This window comes from Candidatus Bathyarchaeota archaeon, from assembly GCA_026014685.1.
Classification (GTDB): domain Archaea; phylum Thermoproteota; class Bathyarchaeia; order Bathyarchaeales; family Bathycorpusculaceae; genus Bathycorpusculum.
The window spans coordinates 82057-97728 of record JAOZHW010000008.1; the positions used below are offsets into that span (position 1 = coordinate 82057).

Below are 15672 nucleotides of genomic sequence, written 5' to 3' on the forward strand. Positions count from 1 at the left end.
TTTGCAGGGAATTTAAGGGTTCTTGTATAGGTTTCTTGACTATGCAGAGGCGTTTTTAGTCAAGATATGTTGACAAAACTGATTCAACCAGAAACACAATTAATCTTTCAGATACAGCACACTTTTGCCTTTAAATAAGGGGAGGGAGGTCAGCAGAGAGAGGTCGTGTAGTTAGGCTTTTGTAAATTCCCTTTTTTTACATGGTTTCACTGTTTTAGGGTGCTGCGCATCCACCCAAGATACTCCGCTGAGCCATCCACAACGGGCAACGCCAAAACCTCAGGCACCTCATAACTATGCAGAGCCTTCACTCGGCACGCTAACTCTGCAAACAAATCCTTACGCGTCTTCATCACAACTAGGCATTCTTCTGCGCGGTCGATTTTGCCTTGCCACAGAAAACACGACGCCACAGGGTTAACTATGTTTGCGCAGGCAATCAGGCGTTCGTCGAGGAGGGTTTGGCTGATTTTTTCTGCTTCCGCTTGGTCTTTGGTGGTGACTAAAACAACGATAAAATCCGTATCCATACCTCATCGCTAGATATGTTTGTGTTAGCTGGCTAAAAACGCTTCCCAACGTTGATTTAAATTAGCGTATGCTTATATGAGCCCCCAGCTTACTCTATAGGTCACACAAAAAATTGAGGCACCACCCTATGTCTGCGTTTGCATCCCCCGGAGCATACGATCATGCACACACCGTTTTCTCGCCTGACGGGCGACTTTTCCAAGTAGAATACGCCATGGAACTAGTGAACCGCGGAGCCACCATAGTGGGCATCCAATGCCCCGAAGGCGTGGTTTTAGGTTCCGAAGAGAACGTGGAACCCCTTGAGGAAGAGGGCAGTTCATGGAAGATTTTCCGCGTTGACAGCCACATAGGCGCAGCTATCGTCGGGTTGAGTTCTGACGCAAGAATTCTAATCGACCGCGCACGTCTTGAGGCACAGAGAAACCGATTAACCTACGATGAACCCATAGACGTTGAAGTGGCTACAGAAAAAATCTGCGACATCCAACACACCTACACCCAACACGGCGGAGGTCGACCCTTCGGTGTAGCCATGATATTGGCTGGTGTGGACAAGACGGGGCCGCATGTTTTGGCTACGCATCCAAGCGGAACCTACCGCGGCTACAAAGCCACAGCGGCAGGCGGCGGAAGAGAGACTGCTCTGGCGATTCTCAAAGAAGAGTACAGGGAGGATTTGTCTTTGCAGAAAAGCGCTGAGTTGGCTGTGAAGTGTTTGGTTAAGGCTTTGGAGGCGAGGCAGTTGCCTCTTAGAATTAAAGTCGCAGTGATTCCAACTCAATCGAAGAAGATGGATATGCTTTCTGAAGAGGCGGTTGAGGGCTACATAAAAGCGGTTGCGTCGAAGAACTAGACGCGGCTTTTTGTTTCTTTTTTGTTTTCAACTTATAGTCAACTCGCTGCTTGGTTTGCGTGGTAGTGGATATTTTATCAATTGGTAAATTTGTAAATTTACCAAATAGCGAGTCTTTATATTTAAGATGATACATTTCTTCTAAGGGGAAGAAAGGAGAAAATGAAAGAAATTCAATCTCAAATCAAAACTCTAACCGCAGGCGACCTCGTCTGCGTAGAATGGTGCGACGCCAGCATCGGCAAATCACTCAGCAACGGCTTAGGCGGCATAGACGTACCCGTCAAAAGCTGGGGCGTCTTCATCGGCGTCCTCGGCAAGCGCCGCGAGCACGTAGTTTTAGCTCAGAACGCGTTCCGCTACAGCGACGGCCTCTACGACATCGACTACACGGCGGTGCCACTGCCTTGGGCAACGGGCGCAACCCTCATCGAAAAGGCGCATGTCGGCGCTGAAGAAGCCAAGGTGCTGCTCAACAGTTTCACCATCAACCAGAAGACCAAGAGCGAGAAAACGACGTTTAACCGCTCCCGATGCAGCCAGCGGAGGCTACGGAACCATTGACGGACTGGGTGAAACGGGCGCTGACTCGCAAGACCAGCAGCAAAAGGGGAATCAAAGAAGAAATTGAACCTGACGAGCGACTTGTATTAGGCACTAAAGTCGTAATAGCTCTGATATTCTGCCTAACTGCGCTTGAAATCTCGCATTTAGCGTTTTTAGGAACGTGGAGCAGCGAAGTTTTTGCGGCGATTACGGGACTAACCGGAACCGTCACAGGCATACTGATTTCACAGAAGTCGCGTTGAGGCGTGTCTTTTTGTCCGAGGATCAATCGGAAGGTTTTGTTGCTCTCAGAGGACCCCCATCCCCCTATAAAAAGGACGAAACAGCGCAAACCAGAGGCGCGACAGAACTCATAAAAACAGAGTGGAAAATAATCGACTCACTGCTAGGCATGGTTGAAAACGCCAAAGACGACACCAAAAAAGCCTACATATACCAAGTCATGATGGGACACACAAGAGTCCTCTCCACACTCCTCAAAGAACACGGAGCCGCCGACCAGAGCCAAGACCTCGCCAAAGTCCTCAGCGAACTCACCAAAGAAGCCAAAACCACAGCCAAGAGGTTGAAACTGCGATGAGCGCCCCAGACGCCACAGAAGCGCTGAAACGGCTAGCCGAGGAACCAACGCTGTTTGCGCAGTTGCTTTTGGATTTTAAGCCGTTCTCCTACCAAGAGCGGCTCCTAAACGACCAATCCGAACGCATCATCGCCTGCATGGGACGACAAACAGGCAAAACCACCACCATAGCCACCAAAGCCATCCACTACGCCTACACCCACCCCAAAACCACAACGCTCATCGTTTCGCCTTCGCTGCGGCAGAGCATGATAATGTTCGACAAAATCCTCACATTCACCCAAAGCAACCCATACCTAAAGAAAAGCGTAACCAGAAAAACCCACACCCTAATCAAACTCACAACAGGCTCACAAATCATCGCCTTGCCTTGCAGCGAGCACATGCTAAGAGGCTACACGGCGAATTTGGTAATCTGTGACGAAGCCTCATTCATCCCAGAATCTATAATCACAGAAATCATCTACCCCATGATAAGCACAACCAAAGGCACTACAATCCTACTCTCCACACCATGGGACAAAAACCACTTCTTCTACAAAGCCTTCCTCAACCCAACCTACAGCGCCCACAAAATCCCCTCCACAGAAAACCCCTCATCCCGCAAGAATTCCTTGAAGAAATGAAGCAAACCATGACACAAGAAGCCTACATGCGCGAATACCAAGCGGAGTTCACCGAAGCCGCAACCAGCTACTTCCAGCAGGAACTCATCCGCAGATGCATCGAAAAAGCCCAGCAACTAAACCTCGAGCCATACACAAGCCTCGAACAAACCATCCTAAAGGGCGATTATTACGCTGGGTTGGATTTGGGCAAAATGCAAGACTACAGTGTCTTTGTAGTCATACAGAAGACCCAAGACCACCTAAAAGTCGTCTACACCCACCAGTTCCCATTACAGACACCCTACACCGAAGTCATAAACACCCTTGTTGCGGCTGATCAGAAATTTCAGTTCAAAAAACTCTTAGCCGACCAATCAGGCATCGGCGAACCGATCCTCGAAAGCCTAAAAGACGAGGGCTTAACCTCAGCCGATGGACTCACCCTCACCCAAGACTCCAAAACCGAACTCCTCACATTCCTCAAACTCTCCATGGAACAAAACAGCATAGCCATCCCCTACAACAAAAATCTCTGTCAACAAATCAACGACCAACAATACAGTTACGGCAAAAACGGCAAACTAACATTTGACCATCCACCAAACACGCACGATGACATGCTTTGGGCACTGGCACTAGCCGTCTACGCCGCGAAGAGTCAGGTGACACCTAAGCTTTGGGTTGTTTCAAAAACTGCCCGACGCAGAAGTAGACTTCAAACGCTAAAACACAAACTTGCCCACATAGGAGGCGCAAATAGATGACACGACGTAGACCAGAACATTTTCATATTGCCCAACTAAAACGTACTTACGACAGAAAAACCGATACTTTCACGGTTAACATCAGCTACGAAACGGCTCCAACACTCTTAACAGAACGCACTAAAGAAGTGGCAGAAGCTTTTGGGCTCGGCGTTGACCAAACCCGCCAATTCACCCTCTATGACAACGTCAACATCCATATTCGCCCAACTGACGTGGTTCTGATTACGGGCGACAGCGGAAGCGGAAAAAGCGCATTGCTGAAAGCAATTAAATCTGATTTAGGCTCAGAGGCGCTAGACATAAAAGACATACCCATTAACAGCAACCAACCTATCATCGAAACAATAGGAACAAACACAACCACAGCCATAGAAGCCCTTAGCCAAGTTGGGCTAAACGATGCCTTCATATTTCTACGCCCATACAACCAACTGAGTGAGGGACAGAAACACCGTTATCAAGCCGCGCTACTTGCCGCCTCAAGCAAGCCATTTTGGATTGTTGACGAATTTACAAGCACCTTAGACCGTGATACCGCGAAGATTTTGGCGTTTAATCTCCAAAAATTAGCTCGTAAGAATGGCAAGGCAGTAATCGCCGCTACTACTCACCGAGATCTTCTAAAGGACTTTGCCCCCAACGTTCACATCCATAAACGGTATGGGAAAGAAGTCACTGTCCGCTACTACCCCAAAGCCAAAGCCGTCCACTGCTCACTCACACGCCAAATGTCCATAGCTCAGGGCACTTCAGCCGACTACAAAGCACTCTGCGAATTCCACTACCGCGCCCACCGCACCCCGCCAACAAGAAAAATCTTTACCCTAAAACGCAAAGACGAACTCTGCGGAGTCATAGTCTATTGTTATCCGCCGCCGATGAGTTTTGGCAGAAAAAAGGTCTGGAAAGGCGACATCAAGCAACTTCAGAAAGAAGTCAGCGTTATCAGCCGCGTAATCATTCACCCGAAGTATCGCAGTATTGGTTTGGGCGAAAAGTTGGTTCGGGACACGCTAATGTTTGCGGGGACGCCTTATGTTGAGGCGGTTGCTGTTATGGCGAAGTACAATCCGTTCTTTGAGAAGGCGGGGATGCAGAAAATCGCTGAAAGCAAACCCAGCAAACCCATAACCGAAGCACTACAACGGCTCGAGAAGTTGGGCTTTGACTGCATGCTCATGGGCTCAGCAAGCTACAACCAACAAAAAATCGCCCAAACAGGCACCCAACCAATCATCGACATCCTAACCGAACTCTCGCAACGTGACGGCGGAATCAGACGCAGACTAGCCAACACCACAAACCCCTATCCACGCCACCCCGAAGCAGCGCAAAAAATCGCCGCCTACACCTCAGCCGACCTAGCAGAAGCCCTAAAACGCCTCAGCTTCGCAAATCAAACAAAAACCTACCTATTTTGGAGACCGCCTTAGATCTTCTTTAAAAACACAACTGTAAATAGTTAAGACCTAAAAGGAATAGTCAATTAGGCAGGTTTCTTTGGCCAGTCTTCAAACTTCAAGGTTATTGACTTGTCGCCTACAGGTTTGAGTACCAAATTGAGTGTAGAACCATCAGTCTGTGCATCTGCGAGCCGTTCCACCTCGTCTATGGGGAGCGCAAACTGCATATCAGGTAAGTCGATGGTATTCTTCCCAAACGGAATCTCCTCGTCGAAGAGCTTTAGCGTTGTGGTCTGTGTTACTTTCATTTGAGAAATCTTGCCTTGCTTTTTCTGAATATCGATAATCTGCCTTGTGCCTTGCTTCAGGAATCCCATTGTTATTTCGTTGATTTGCCCTGAGTCTTCGCCTGTGTCTATCACTCGGATGGCAGTGAAAATATCTTTTATGTCTTCCTGAGTGATTTTCTTTGGCATTTGTATTCTATGATTGATTTTCTCTTGGATATAGGCCAGTTTTGACAATAGATAGCGCCAGTCCTCCGATTGCTCAAAGGTGTCACGCATTTGGAAAATGAGTAACGGCTTGTTATCTTTCGGATTTACAAGCGAAATACGCTTGTGCTTATTGATAGCACTTATCAACTCTTGAAACTGATAAGCCTGCTTTACATCAGCCTTCTCCGTTTCAAACTCAAAGTTAAACTTGTTACTTTTCCCTGCCGCATCAACTATGAAATTGAAAATAAAAGGCAAATTCCTATCCTGTGATGACAAGTAATTAACGGTTCCCTCTGATTTGGTACGCCAGAGGTGGACATTATCAAATGCAATGTCGGAGCCGGGCACTTCCAGCCTTACGGGTGGTGCGGCTTGCGGTTGTGGAGCGAAAGTTAATGAAGCCTTTCCTTTTTCCACATCTATCAGTGACTTTCCATTCATTGTCAAGCCTTTGAGTTGCGGCGACTCTATCGTAAATGGCTTTAAGGTCTTAATCGACTCATTCAACCTTTCTAAAAGAGTTGGCTCACCTTTCTTTGTCTCTGCCGTAATAGTAAACGGTATGCCGCCTTCCTCAGGAGGCTTGGTCGATTTGAAAGCAAGACTAACCTCTGGCTTTCCTAAGACACCGTCACTGAGGCCCTCGCTTAAGCCCTTGACCACCTCTTCCAAAGCCTCTCCGAGAGGTCGAGATTGCATTTCTCTCTTTATCTGCTCAGACAAGTTGTGTTTAAGGCTTAGAGTTTGCAGTTTTCCCTCAAGCTTTCGCTTGTTCTCCTCATTACCGTAGATATCCTCAAAAAGAAACAGGTTATGCTGAGCGATATAATTAGTCAAATCATCTTTATGGCCTTCGGAAAGCTTTCCCTTGTAGATTATCATAAAATGATGCCAAGGCTTCGGCACCTTACCTGTTGGTGTCCCGTAAATCTTCAGAGTGTTCGCAAATATTGACCTATTATCCTTAGTTTCAACCTCAAAGGTCATGAGAGGGGTTTGCTCTTTCTTAAGCTTCCAAATAACATCAACAAAGTATTCTCTGGCAACCAAAGGGTATTCTAATTCAGCTATGTACCCAAGCGATTCTCCTTTTGCCTTTAACCAATCGATAAACTCTAAAGTATCTCTATCTCTATGCTTTCCCATAGCTGGTAGATACGCTGGTTAGTATATAATTTTGTTTATTCAGAGATAAAGAAAAAAGAGGAGAAGAATCAACCCTTTCGGGTGTTGTACGCTGGGTATTTACCAGACTGCCTGCGATATGTATCAAGTTCTGCATTTTGCCTCTGAACGCAACGATCCTTTCCACCAGTATATTCAACTCTATAGTAGGACGCACCAGGACATGGTTCTGAACCTTGTGCAAAATGGCACATCAGTCTATCGTATATGCGACCTTCACCGATGTATATAACTCCAGAGCCATTTCCAAGTTCATAGATACCATAGTTATTGCTCTCTCTCCCAACGTTTTCTTTAGTGTAGTACGACCATTTTATTGCTAATGGCACTGCTATCACCAAGGTAGGGTTTACTTGATTGGAAATAAAAGTGTTCTTTGCATAACTAGCAATTTTTTCAGGTACCTGAATGAAATTTTACAGAAAAAATTCTAAGAATACTAATCAGGGTATTAAACGGAAGCTGGTGCGAAAAAGTTCGAAGTAACGATGGACTACAGCAGCGATTCCCGAGGCTCCCTCGAACTATTATGGATTCACCTAAAAAGTCTCTCAGTTCAGCGTTGAGGAGTTGGTTTTGGCGCTTGCGCGGTTTGGGTTTTGTGTGCAGAGCAAAGTGTACTTGTTTTGGGATTCTAGCAAGTAGCTCTTTTTTGGATTATTTTATATTGAACTTTACACAGATAGCTATACTGATATAGGCGCATTTTATGTCTGAATCCTCCACTGTGGTGGACCGAAACGCCCATTTAGCTTCGTTTCCGATTCTTAATCCCAGCCCAATTATCGAAGCTGACTTTGAAGGTAATTTGCTGTTCGCTAACCCCGCAGCACAAATCATCTTCGCAGGTCTTACAAGCAACCCTGCGGTTCACCCGATTTTTAGGCAATGGAAAGAAATCGTCTCCGCCTTCACCGAGAAGAAGGTGACGCATTTTCAGCGGGAAATCGAAGTTGAAGGTTCATGGTTTATCCAGCAAATCTTCGTAGTTCCAGGCAGCCAGAAAATAAGGATCTACTTTACCCCGATTAACGAATTAAAAAAGACGCAGCAGCTTTTGGAGAGAGAAAGAAACCTGCTACGTTCAGTGATGAATGGCGCTAAAAACGTACATTTAGTCTATCTTGATAGGGACTTCAATTTTGTCCGCGTCAACGAAGCTTACGCCAAAACCTGCGGCTACACACCTGAAGAGATGGTGGGGAAAAACCATTTTGTTCTCTATCCAAATCCAGAGAATGAATCGGTTTTTAGGCGGGTGAGAGACACAGGCATATCCATCGAGTTTAAGGATAAACCCTTTGTTTTCCCCGACCAACCAAATCGAGGCACCACATACTGGGATTGGACGCTTGAACCCATCAAAAACAGCCAAGGAAAAGTGGAAGGCCTAGTTTTCTCGCTGGTGGAAACCACAGAACGCAAACGAATCCAAAGAAAACTCGAAGAATACGCTTGCCGTATGGAAGAGTTGGCGCGGCAGAGAGCCAAAGAGTTAAGCAACAGTGAACGGATGGCGGCGATTGGGCAAACCGCGGGTATGGTTGGCCATGACATCCGTAATCCACTGCAGGCTATTGCGGGGGAACTTTACCTTGCTAAAGAGGAGTTGGAAGCGATGCCTGATTCTGACTCTAAACGGTACCTGCAGGAGAGCATCAGCGGGATTGAGCAGAACCTTTTCTACATCGACAAAATCGTGGCTGACTTGCAGGATTACACTAAACCCCTAAAACCCAACATGGAACAAGTAGAAATCAACAAAGCCATCGAAGAAGCCTTACTCGTCGTAACTATCCCCAACAACATCGCTGTGAACATAAACACAGAAGGCTGCACCCCAATCAACGCAGACATGTCGATGCTCAAACGAGTCCTAATCAACCTCATCCAAAACGCGGTGCAAGCCATGCCAAACGGCGGAACCCTAAAAATCCACGCAGCCAACCAAAACAGCCAAACCCACATCGCCATCCAAGACACAGGAGAAGGCATCCCCCAAGAAGTCCAAGAAAAACTCTTCACTCCCCTTTTCACAACGAAATCTAAAGGTCAAGGCTTCGGATTAGCAGTCGTTAAACGCCTCGTCGAAGCCCAAAATGGCACAATCAGCTACCAAACCCAAAAAGGCAAAGGCACAACCTTCACCATCCAACTCCCCCAAAACCAAAAACAGTAGCGATGGACCACAGCAGTTCGACGCCCAGACTCCACCTAGACACCCTCAACCCTACACTCTTACCCGCACCCCCTTGAGCGCATAACGTCCAAACTTAGGTTGCTCTCTCCCGAGCCTAGCCGGGTTCGCCTGCTAAACAACGAAACAGTTTCCCTACGGAAACCGCCCGTTGACCGCCAGCCCCAAAGGACGGATAGTCACTGGTTCGGAAATGAAGATCTAAGCGGCCTTTGACGCCTCAGCTGCCGATGTCAGCCCGTCATGTAGAGGATTTACGGAAGTAATGGACCCCTAACCCACCGCCTAAGATCCATCGCCGCAGATAGATGGGGCAGTGTTTGGTTTAAAACTTTCGCAAAACCCAAAACAGCATCATAAGGGTTCTACAGGCGAAAAGCAAATAGCTAAAGAAAAACATAGTTTGGGTGAGGTTTTTGTGTGACTTGTTGGAAGTGGTTTGGAGGCGTTCTAAAAGAGGCAGGCGTGGAGGCAACGGATGCAAACAAAACAAAAATCGACCAAGTTATTCATAGCTACATCGGGGAACAGTCAAGTTATGGGCGATGTTCGGCAGACTGGAAAACCGCGCGCAAACAGATTGCTGGCGACGAAAAGATGAAGGCAGAACTCATCGCGGAACTCAAGAAACTGGTCTGAGCCTGCCTCTCCTAACTTTTTTTAGTTGCCCTTTTGAGTGCTTCTGCACTGGTCTGCAGCTGGTTTAGCATGTCGTTTCGGTTTTGTTGCACTATGTTGATGAATGCGCTACCCACGATGGCGGCGTCTGCCCCCGCGTCGATGACGGTTTTGACGTGTTCAGGTTTGGATATGCCAAAACCCACTGCGAGCGGTACTTTGCCCGCCACTTGAGGCTGCACCTTTTGGATAAGCTGCACAGTGGAGTCCGCTACGTTTTGCTGTGCGCCTGTGACCCCAAAGCGTGAGACCAAGTAGAGGAACCCTGAGGAGGCATTGACGATTTTGGTTAAGCGGTCTTTGGAGGTGGCTGGAGAGGCGAGGAATATGGTGTCGAGGTGGTGTGCTGCTGCGGCTTTGCGGTAGTCATCTGCTTCTTCTACAGGCAAGTCGGGAACGATAAAGCCGTCTACGCCCGCCGTTTTGGCTGCACCAAGGAAGTGGTCGAGTCCAAGGTGAAACACCGGGTTGTAGTAAGTCATCACAACCACTGGCACATCATGCTTGCTTTTGATTTCTTTGGCTATTTCCAGCACCTGCATCGGTGTTGTGCCTGCGGTTAAGGCTCGTAGACTTGCCGCCTGAATTGTTGGGCCATCGGCGATGGGGTCAGAGAACGGCAACCCCAACTCCAAAATGTCCACGCCGCCTCGAATTAGAGCGTCTGCGATTTGAGGTGTCGCTTGGGGTGTGGGGTCACCTGCAGTTATGTAACCGATTAGGCAGCCGCTGCCGTTGGCTTTTGCTTTTTGGAAAACTGATTGTATGCTGTTCATATCTTTGCACCCATGTATTTGGCTATTGTTTCTACGTCTTTGTCTCCGCGCCCCGAGAGTGTAACTACGATGGATTGTGACTTCTGCATCTTCGGCGCTAACTTGACGGCGTGCGCTATGGCATGCGAGGATTCTAACGCGGGAAGAATTCCTTCTTGTTTGCAGAGCAACAGAAAAGCGTCTACCGCTTCTTTGTCGTTAACGTAGGCGTATTCAGCTCGTTTGATGGATTTGAGGAAGGAGTGCTCTGGGCCGACACCGGGGTAATCTAAGCCTGCAGACACGCTGTGGGTTTGGGATATCTGCCCGTTTTTGTCCTGCAGTACATAGGTGTACATTCCGTGAAATACTCCTTCGCTGCCAGCCGCCAACGTAGCGGAGTGTTTGCCTGATTCGATGCCTTCACCTGCGGCTTCGACGCCATAGAGCTTGACGTCTGTGTCGTCTTCGAAGGGGTAGAAGGTTCCCATCGCGTTGGAGCCGCCGCCGACGCAGGCAACCAGCGCGTCGGGTAAACCGCCTGTTTTCTGCTTGAACTGTTGCTTGATTTCTTTGCCGATGACGCTTTGGAAGTCTCGCACGATCATGGGGTATGGATGTGGCCCCATGGTGGAGCCGATGAGGTAATATGTAGATTCCAAGTTGGTTACCCAGTCACGAAACGCCTCGTTAATGGAGTCCTTCAAGGTTTTAGAACCTGAATCGACAGGGTAAACTTCGGTGTCAAGGAGCTTCATGCGAAAAACGTTCAGCCGCTGCCGCTCACAATCCTCGGTTCCCATGTATACGACGCCTTTCAATCCAAGTGCAGCGCATGCGATTGCTGTGGCGACGCCGTGTTGTCCTGCGCCTGTTTCGGCTATGACGCGGGTTTTACCCATCCGTTTGGCGAGTAGCGCTTGCCCCAGTGTGTTGTTGATTTTGTGTGCGCCGCCATGTGCGAGGTCTTCGCGTTTCAGGTAAATTTTTGCGCCGCCGAGTTTGCGGGTGAGGTTTTCGGCGAAATAGAGCGGTGTAGGTCTGCCGACGAATTCGGCGAGGTAGTAGTCGAGTTGTTTTTGGAAAGTTGGGTCCGCTTTGGCTTCCGAGTATGCCTTTTCTAACTCGGTGATGGCTTCCATCAAGACCTCAGGGACGAAGCGTCCGCCGTACTTGCCGTATTTTCCGTCTATGGGGTAGTTGCTTAACTTCAAGGGGTATTCACTAACTCCTTAACTTTACTTTCAACGTCTTTCGTTAACATGATACTTGAACCGACCAAAAAAGCGTCCGCACCGCAACCGCGCAGAAACTGTAAATCAGAAGGCGATTTTATGCCGCTTTCGCTTACCACAGTTTTGCCTTGTTTGCGGTAGTTTTGGAGGATTTGCTGGGTGGTGTTTAGGTCGATTTTTAAGGTGGCGAGGTTGCGGTTGTTTATGCCGACCAAATCTGCCTCTGTTTCGACGGCTACTTCGAATTCGGCTTCAGTGTGAGTTTCAAGCAACACTTCCAATCCCTTCGCGTGCGCATAAGCTATCATTTTGTCAACATCCATTTCTGTGCAACGCCTATCAAACAACGCCTGAATAAGCAGGACAGCGTTTGCGCCGATTTTTGCTGCCGCCTCAATTTGGTCTGCAACGATAACTATATCTTTCATCAGAATCGGCAAATCCACTGCAGTGCGTGCTTGGATGAGGGCTTCAAGTGAACCATTGAAGTGAATGGGTTCCGTCAAAACCGAAAGCCCTACAGCGCCGCCACTCTGCATAGCTTTTGCGATTTCAGCGGGGTTTGTGTTGCTGCGTATGGTTCCAAGCGAGGGCGATGCCGATTTTATTTCGGTTATGACGGCGTTTATTTTGCAGTTTTGGATTGCAGTTTTGAGGCTGATTTTTGGGTGGCTTCGCGTTGGGATGTTTTGGTAGTAGCCGCGTTCAATTGTCTTGACGGCGTCCATCGCCAAAGTGTCCAGAAAATCACTCATTTGATTCTAACTCCTCAAGGTTTGCCAAGTTGCCGCCTGACGCTTTGACTAATTCTTTGAGTTTAGCGTAAGCTGCGCCGCTGTTGACAGATTTTTTGGCTAACTCCAATCCTTCAGCGAAGTCGCAGGCTTTTCCGCCGACGATGATTCCCGCAGCTGCGTTAACGAGAACTATGTCGGCTTTAGCGGTGCCGTTTGCTTTTCCGTTTAGGATTTTGAACATGCTTTCAGCGCTTTCATCAGCAGAGTCACAATGCAAATCTTTAACTGCAGCCTTTTTCACTCCGAAATCAGCTGGAACCAGCGTTTTACGTGTCACTTTTCCCTCTTTAACGTGGGCCATTGCTGTTTTCCCCAATGTTGAGATTTCGTCAAGCCCATCAAGACCATGCACCACAATCGCTTCTTCGCAACCCAACTTTTGCAGCGTGTACGCCATCGGCTCAACCAATTTGGCATCGTAGACACCGAGCAGTTGCCCAGCGGCAGATGCAGGGTTAGTTAGAGGCCCCAAGATGTTGAAAACGGTGCGTATGCCGATTTCACGTCTGGGTTCAGCGGCGTATTTCATGGCGGGGTGGAAGGCTGGCGCAAACATAAACCCAACACCGACTTGCTCAATGATTTGTTCTATGGTTTGGGGTTCCAAAGAGAGACTCAACCCTAGTTTTTCTAAGACATCGGCGCTTCCGCTTTTACTCGTCACTGCCCTGTTGCCATGCTTCGCGACTGGAACGCCTGCGCCAGCGATGACAAACGCAGCAGCTGTGCTGACGTTGAAGGTTTTGACTTTGTCGCCTCCAGTTCCACAAGTGTCCACAAGTCGACCCTTGACTTTGGGGTGGATTTGGCGGCAGTGTACCTTCATAACTGAAGCAAACGCGATGAGTTCTTCGACTGATTCGCCTTTCATGCGCAGGGCTGTGAGAAATGCTGCGGTTTGTGAGTTGGTGGCTTTACCCGACATTATCTCAGTCATTATCGCACCTGATTCCTCGAAAGTGAGGCTGGCGCCTTCGATGAGTTTTTGGATGCCCTCGAGAATCAAGGCTTTATCCCCAAGAAGTTTTTGATTATGATTTTTCCGTCTTCGCAAAGGATGCTTTCAGGGTGGAACTGGACGCCATAGATTGGGTACTTGATGTGACGTATACCCATGATTTCTCCATCATCTATGGCTTCAGCAGTAATTTGGAGACACTCTGGAATTGAAGTTCGTTCGCCTGCCAGCGAGTGGTAACGTGTGGCGTTGAAGGGGTTGCGAACGCCTTTGAAGATGCCTTTCTGGTCGTGGCGTATAACACAGGTTTTGCCATGCATGAGTTTTTTGGCGTGCACGACTTTGCCGCCATAGGTGTGGATGATGCCTTGGTGACCGAGGCAGACGCCGAGTGTGGGAATAGTGGGGCTAAGTGTTTGCAGTATTGCTTTGCAGACGCCGAAGAATTTGTCGTCTTCAGGGTTGCCTGGTCCAGGTGAGATGACGATGCGGTCTGGTTTGAGTTGGGCAGCTTCTTGAAGGGTGATTTGGTCGTTTCGGTAAACTGCGGTTTCTGTACCTTGTTCACCTATGTATTGGACGAGGTTGTAGACGAATGAATCGTAATTGTCAATGACTAAAACTTTCATGGTTGTCTTTCTCCTGCGGCATGTTCAAGCGCCTTCATCAATGCCTTGGCTTTGTGGTCCGTTTCATACCACTCTTTCTCAGGGTTCGAGTCCGCAACAATCCCTGCGCCTGCTTGGATGTACGCTCGGTTGCCTTCCGCGAACAGGGTGCGTATGGTTATGGCAAAATCCGCGTTGCCGTTACAGCTAAAGTAACCCACAGCGCCAGCGTATGGTCCACGACGTGAAGTTTCAAGTTCCTCAATGATTTCCATGGCGCGAACTTTAGGTGCTCCAGAAACCGTACCCGCTGGAAAAACCGCTTTGAGAGCATCAAAACTCTCTAAACCCTCCTGCAAGTCACCCATAACTTGGGAAACAATGTGTTGAACATGGCTAAACTGGTGCACTTGCATAAACTCTGGGACAGAAACGCTGCCGTACTTGCTGATTCTGCCAATGTCGTTTCTGGCTAAATCAACCAGCATGACGTGTTCAGCGCGTTCTTTTTGGTCTTTGAGTAAATCGTTGGCGAGGCGCTGGTTTTCTTCTGGGTTGGGCGTGAAGGGTGCAGTGCCAGCGATGGGGAAGGTTATGACTTTGCGTTTATCTACTCGGACTATCATTTCGGGGCTTGCACCGACGATTTGGCGGCTTCCTGACTTGTAATAGAACATGTAGGGTGAGGGGTTGATTTGACGCAGACTCTTGTAGAAAGAGAGCAGGCTACCGCTGTATTGGAATTGGAAGCGTTTGGAGAGAACTACTTGGAAGATGTCGCCTGCTGTAACGTACTCTTTAGCTTTCACGACGGCTTTCTCGAAATCAGCTTTAGCTGTGTCAACTGTTGGCTGCGTGTAGCTGAAGGGTGAATCTTTTGTGGCGGGTTCTTTGAGTAGTTCTTCGATTTCGCTTAGGCGGTTTTCTCCGCGGAAATAGTAGTAGGCTTGGTTTTGGGTGTGGTCAAAAACGACGCCGTCCTCAAAGATGCCCATCTCAATGTCGGGGAAACCGAGGGTGTCGGGTTTCTGGTTTGGTAGCTTTTCGATGTAGCGTATGGCGTCGTAGCTGATGTAGCCTAATGCGCCTCCGACGAAACGGAAGTCCACCATGTCGTTGTCGTAGGGGCGGAGTTGTTGTTGGATGATTTTGAAGGGGTCGCTGGTTTGCTGAGTAGTGGTTTGGGCTGTTTTGGTGTTGGTGATGGTTAGGGTGCCGTTTTTGGCGGTTATGGTGGTTTTTGGGTCGAAGCCTAAGAAGCTGAACTGGGCGAGTTTTTGGGGGCCTTCGATGGATTCGAGGAGGTATGTGGTTTGGTAGTGTTGGTGGAGTTTTGAGAATACTTCTATGGGTTGGTTTGTGTAGGTGAATTTAACGTAGTTTAGTGGTTTGGTTTGGGTGGTTGTTTGTGGGCCAAAGGCGATTCCCCATTTGAATCATGCTCCAG

At 48.3% G+C, this 15672-nt stretch carries 18 protein-coding genes and 1 other RNA gene; 9 read left to right on the plus strand and 10 right to left on the minus strand.

The window, feature by feature from the left end; all coding sequences use genetic code 11:
- Positions 1 to 206 precede the first annotated feature (206 nt).
- Positions 207 to 530 carry a divalent-cation tolerance protein CutA gene (locus NWE96_07665; protein MCW3983859.1) on the minus strand — a complete coding sequence of 108 codons (324 nt, stop codon included), beginning with the start codon at positions 528 to 530 and terminating at the stop codon, positions 207 to 209.
- A 128-nt stretch (positions 531 to 658) separates the two neighbouring features.
- Here NWE96_07665 and NWE96_07670 point away from each other — a divergent pair, with 128 nt between their 5' ends.
- The 7 genes from NWE96_07670 to NWE96_07700 all read left to right on the plus strand — a co-directional run bounded on the left by NWE96_07670 (position 659) and on the right by NWE96_07700 (position 5342).
- Complete coding sequence (locus NWE96_07670; protein MCW3983860.1) at positions 659 to 1387, plus strand: archaeal proteasome endopeptidase complex subunit alpha; 729 nt, start codon at positions 659 to 661, stop codon at positions 1385 to 1387.
- Positions 1388 to 1549: 162 nt separating this feature from the next.
- Positions 1550 to 1951 carry a hypothetical protein gene (locus tag NWE96_07675; GenBank protein ID MCW3983861.1) on the plus strand — a complete coding sequence of 134 codons (402 nt, stop codon included), beginning with the start codon at positions 1550 to 1552 and terminating at the stop codon, positions 1949 to 1951.
- Positions 1948 to 2196 carry a hypothetical protein gene (locus tag NWE96_07680; protein MCW3983862.1) on the plus strand — a complete coding sequence of 83 codons (249 nt, stop codon included), beginning with the start codon at positions 1948 to 1950 and terminating at the stop codon, positions 2194 to 2196. The genes NWE96_07675 and NWE96_07680 overlap by 4 nt, the downstream gene beginning before the upstream one ends.
- A gap of 11 nt (positions 2197 to 2207) precedes the next feature.
- Positions 2208 to 2534 carry a hypothetical protein gene (locus NWE96_07685; GenBank protein MCW3983863.1) on the plus strand — a complete coding sequence of 109 codons (327 nt, stop codon included), beginning with the start codon at positions 2208 to 2210 and terminating at the stop codon, positions 2532 to 2534.
- Positions 2531 to 3160, plus strand: coding sequence for a phage terminase large subunit (locus NWE96_07690; GenBank protein MCW3983864.1), 630 nt, complete (start codon positions 2531 to 2533; stop codon positions 3158 to 3160). The genes NWE96_07685 and NWE96_07690 overlap by 4 nt, the downstream gene beginning before the upstream one ends.
- A gap of 8 nt (positions 3161 to 3168) precedes the next feature.
- A complete protein-coding gene (locus NWE96_07695; protein ID MCW3983865.1) occupies positions 3169 to 3906 on the plus strand; it encodes a hypothetical protein in 738 nt (245 codons plus the stop codon).
- Entirely contained in the window at positions 3903 to 5342 is a 1440-nt protein-coding gene (locus tag NWE96_07700; GenBank protein MCW3983866.1) for a GNAT family N-acetyltransferase, read from the plus strand. The genes NWE96_07695 and NWE96_07700 overlap by 4 nt, the downstream gene beginning before the upstream one ends.
- A 53-nt stretch (positions 5343 to 5395) precedes the next feature.
- On the opposite strand, the gene NWE96_07705 is transcribed toward NWE96_07700, so the two are convergent.
- Both NWE96_07705 and NWE96_07710 read right to left on the minus strand, forming a co-directional pair.
- Complete coding sequence (locus NWE96_07705; GenBank protein MCW3983867.1) at positions 5396 to 6958, minus strand: hypothetical protein; 1563 nt, start codon at positions 6956 to 6958, stop codon at positions 5396 to 5398.
- Positions 6959 to 7026: 68 nt separating this feature from the next.
- Positions 7027 to 7338: a hypothetical protein gene (locus NWE96_07710; GenBank protein ID MCW3983868.1), complete on the minus strand. Its 312-nt coding sequence runs from the start codon at positions 7336 to 7338 to the stop codon at positions 7027 to 7029.
- Between the two features lie 368 nt (positions 7339 to 7706).
- On the opposite strand from NWE96_07710, the gene NWE96_07715 reads away from it, so the two are divergent.
- Entirely contained in the window at positions 7707 to 9176 is a 1470-nt protein-coding gene (locus NWE96_07715) for an ATP-binding protein (GenBank protein ID MCW3983869.1), read from the plus strand.
- Here the strand turns inward: NWE96_07715 and ffs are convergent.
- Positions 9177 to 9492: signal recognition particle sRNA (ffs, locus tag NWE96_07720), an RNA gene on the minus strand.
- Between the two features lie 122 nt (positions 9493 to 9614).
- Between ffs and NWE96_07725 the strand changes: the two genes are divergently transcribed.
- Positions 9615 to 9833: a hypothetical protein gene (locus NWE96_07725; GenBank protein MCW3983870.1), complete on the plus strand. Its 219-nt coding sequence runs from the start codon at positions 9615 to 9617 to the stop codon at positions 9831 to 9833.
- Positions 9834 to 9844: 11 nt separating this feature from the next.
- Here NWE96_07725 and trpA read toward each other — a convergent pair whose 3' ends face one another.
- From trpA to trpE, 6 genes are read right to left on the minus strand one after another with little or no spacing between them, the layout of a single operon-like run.
- Positions 9845 to 10648, minus strand: a complete 804-nt coding sequence (gene trpA / locus NWE96_07730) for a tryptophan synthase subunit alpha (GenBank protein MCW3983871.1) — start codon at positions 10646 to 10648, stop codon at positions 9845 to 9847.
- The gene (trpB, locus tag NWE96_07735; GenBank protein ID MCW3983872.1) at positions 10645 to 11841 is read right to left on the minus strand and encodes a tryptophan synthase subunit beta; all 1197 of its coding nucleotides are present in this window, start codon (positions 11839 to 11841) and stop codon (positions 10645 to 10647) included. The genes trpA and trpB overlap by 4 nt, the downstream gene beginning before the upstream one ends.
- Positions 11838 to 12617 (minus strand): indole-3-glycerol-phosphate synthase, encoded by a 780-nt coding sequence (locus NWE96_07740; protein MCW3983873.1) that lies wholly within the window; start codon positions 12615 to 12617, stop codon positions 11838 to 11840. Before NWE96_07740 ends, trpB begins: the two co-directional genes overlap by 4 nt.
- The gene (gene trpD, locus NWE96_07745) at positions 12610 to 13665 is read right to left on the minus strand and encodes an anthranilate phosphoribosyltransferase (protein ID MCW3983874.1); all 1056 of its coding nucleotides are present in this window, start codon (positions 13663 to 13665) and stop codon (positions 12610 to 12612) included. Before trpD ends, NWE96_07740 begins: the two co-directional genes overlap by 8 nt.
- A complete protein-coding gene (locus NWE96_07750; protein MCW3983875.1) occupies positions 13662 to 14246 on the minus strand; it encodes an aminodeoxychorismate/anthranilate synthase component II in 585 nt (194 codons plus the stop codon). The genes trpD and NWE96_07750 overlap by 4 nt, the downstream gene beginning before the upstream one ends.
- Positions 14243 to 15574, minus strand: coding sequence for an anthranilate synthase component I (gene trpE / locus NWE96_07755; protein ID MCW3983876.1), 1332 nt, complete (start codon positions 15572 to 15574; stop codon positions 14243 to 14245). Before trpE ends, NWE96_07750 begins: the two co-directional genes overlap by 4 nt.
- Between the last annotated feature and the right edge of the window lie 98 nt (positions 15575 to 15672).

Bases quoted from the DNA above. Each gene is read 5' to 3' on its own strand.
- NWE96_07715 (MCW3983869.1), top strand. From the start codon at position 7,707: ATGTCTGAATCCTCCACTGTGGTGGACCGAAACGCCCATTTAGCTTCG.
- NWE96_07750 (MCW3983875.1), bottom strand. From the start codon at position 14,246: ATGAAAGTTTTAGTCATTGACAATTACGATTCATTCGTCTACAACCTC.
- NWE96_07675 (MCW3983861.1), top strand. From the start codon at position 1,550: ATGAAAGAAATTCAATCTCAAATCAAAACTCTAACCGCAGGCGACCTC.
- NWE96_07690 (MCW3983864.1), top strand. From the start codon at position 2,531: ATGAGCGCCCCAGACGCCACAGAAGCGCTGAAACGGCTAGCCGAGGAA.
- trpA (MCW3983871.1), bottom strand. From the start codon at position 10,648: ATGAACAGCATACAATCAGTTTTCCAAAAAGCAAAAGCCAACGGCAGC.
- NWE96_07670 (MCW3983860.1), top strand. From the start codon at position 659: ATGTCTGCGTTTGCATCCCCCGGAGCATACGATCATGCACACACCGTT.
- NWE96_07665 (MCW3983859.1), bottom strand. From the start codon at position 530: ATGGATACGGATTTTATCGTTGTTTTAGTCACCACCAAAGACCAAGCG.
- NWE96_07705 (MCW3983867.1), bottom strand. From the start codon at position 6,958: ATGGGAAAGCATAGAGATAGAGATACTTTAGAGTTTATCGATTGGTTA.
- NWE96_07700 (MCW3983866.1), top strand. From the start codon at position 3,903: ATGACACGACGTAGACCAGAACATTTTCATATTGCCCAACTAAAACGT.
- NWE96_07695 (MCW3983865.1), top strand. From the start codon at position 3,169: ATGACACAAGAAGCCTACATGCGCGAATACCAAGCGGAGTTCACCGAA.
- NWE96_07740 (MCW3983873.1), bottom strand. From the start codon at position 12,617: ATGAGTGATTTTCTGGACACTTTGGCGATGGACGCCGTCAAGACAATT.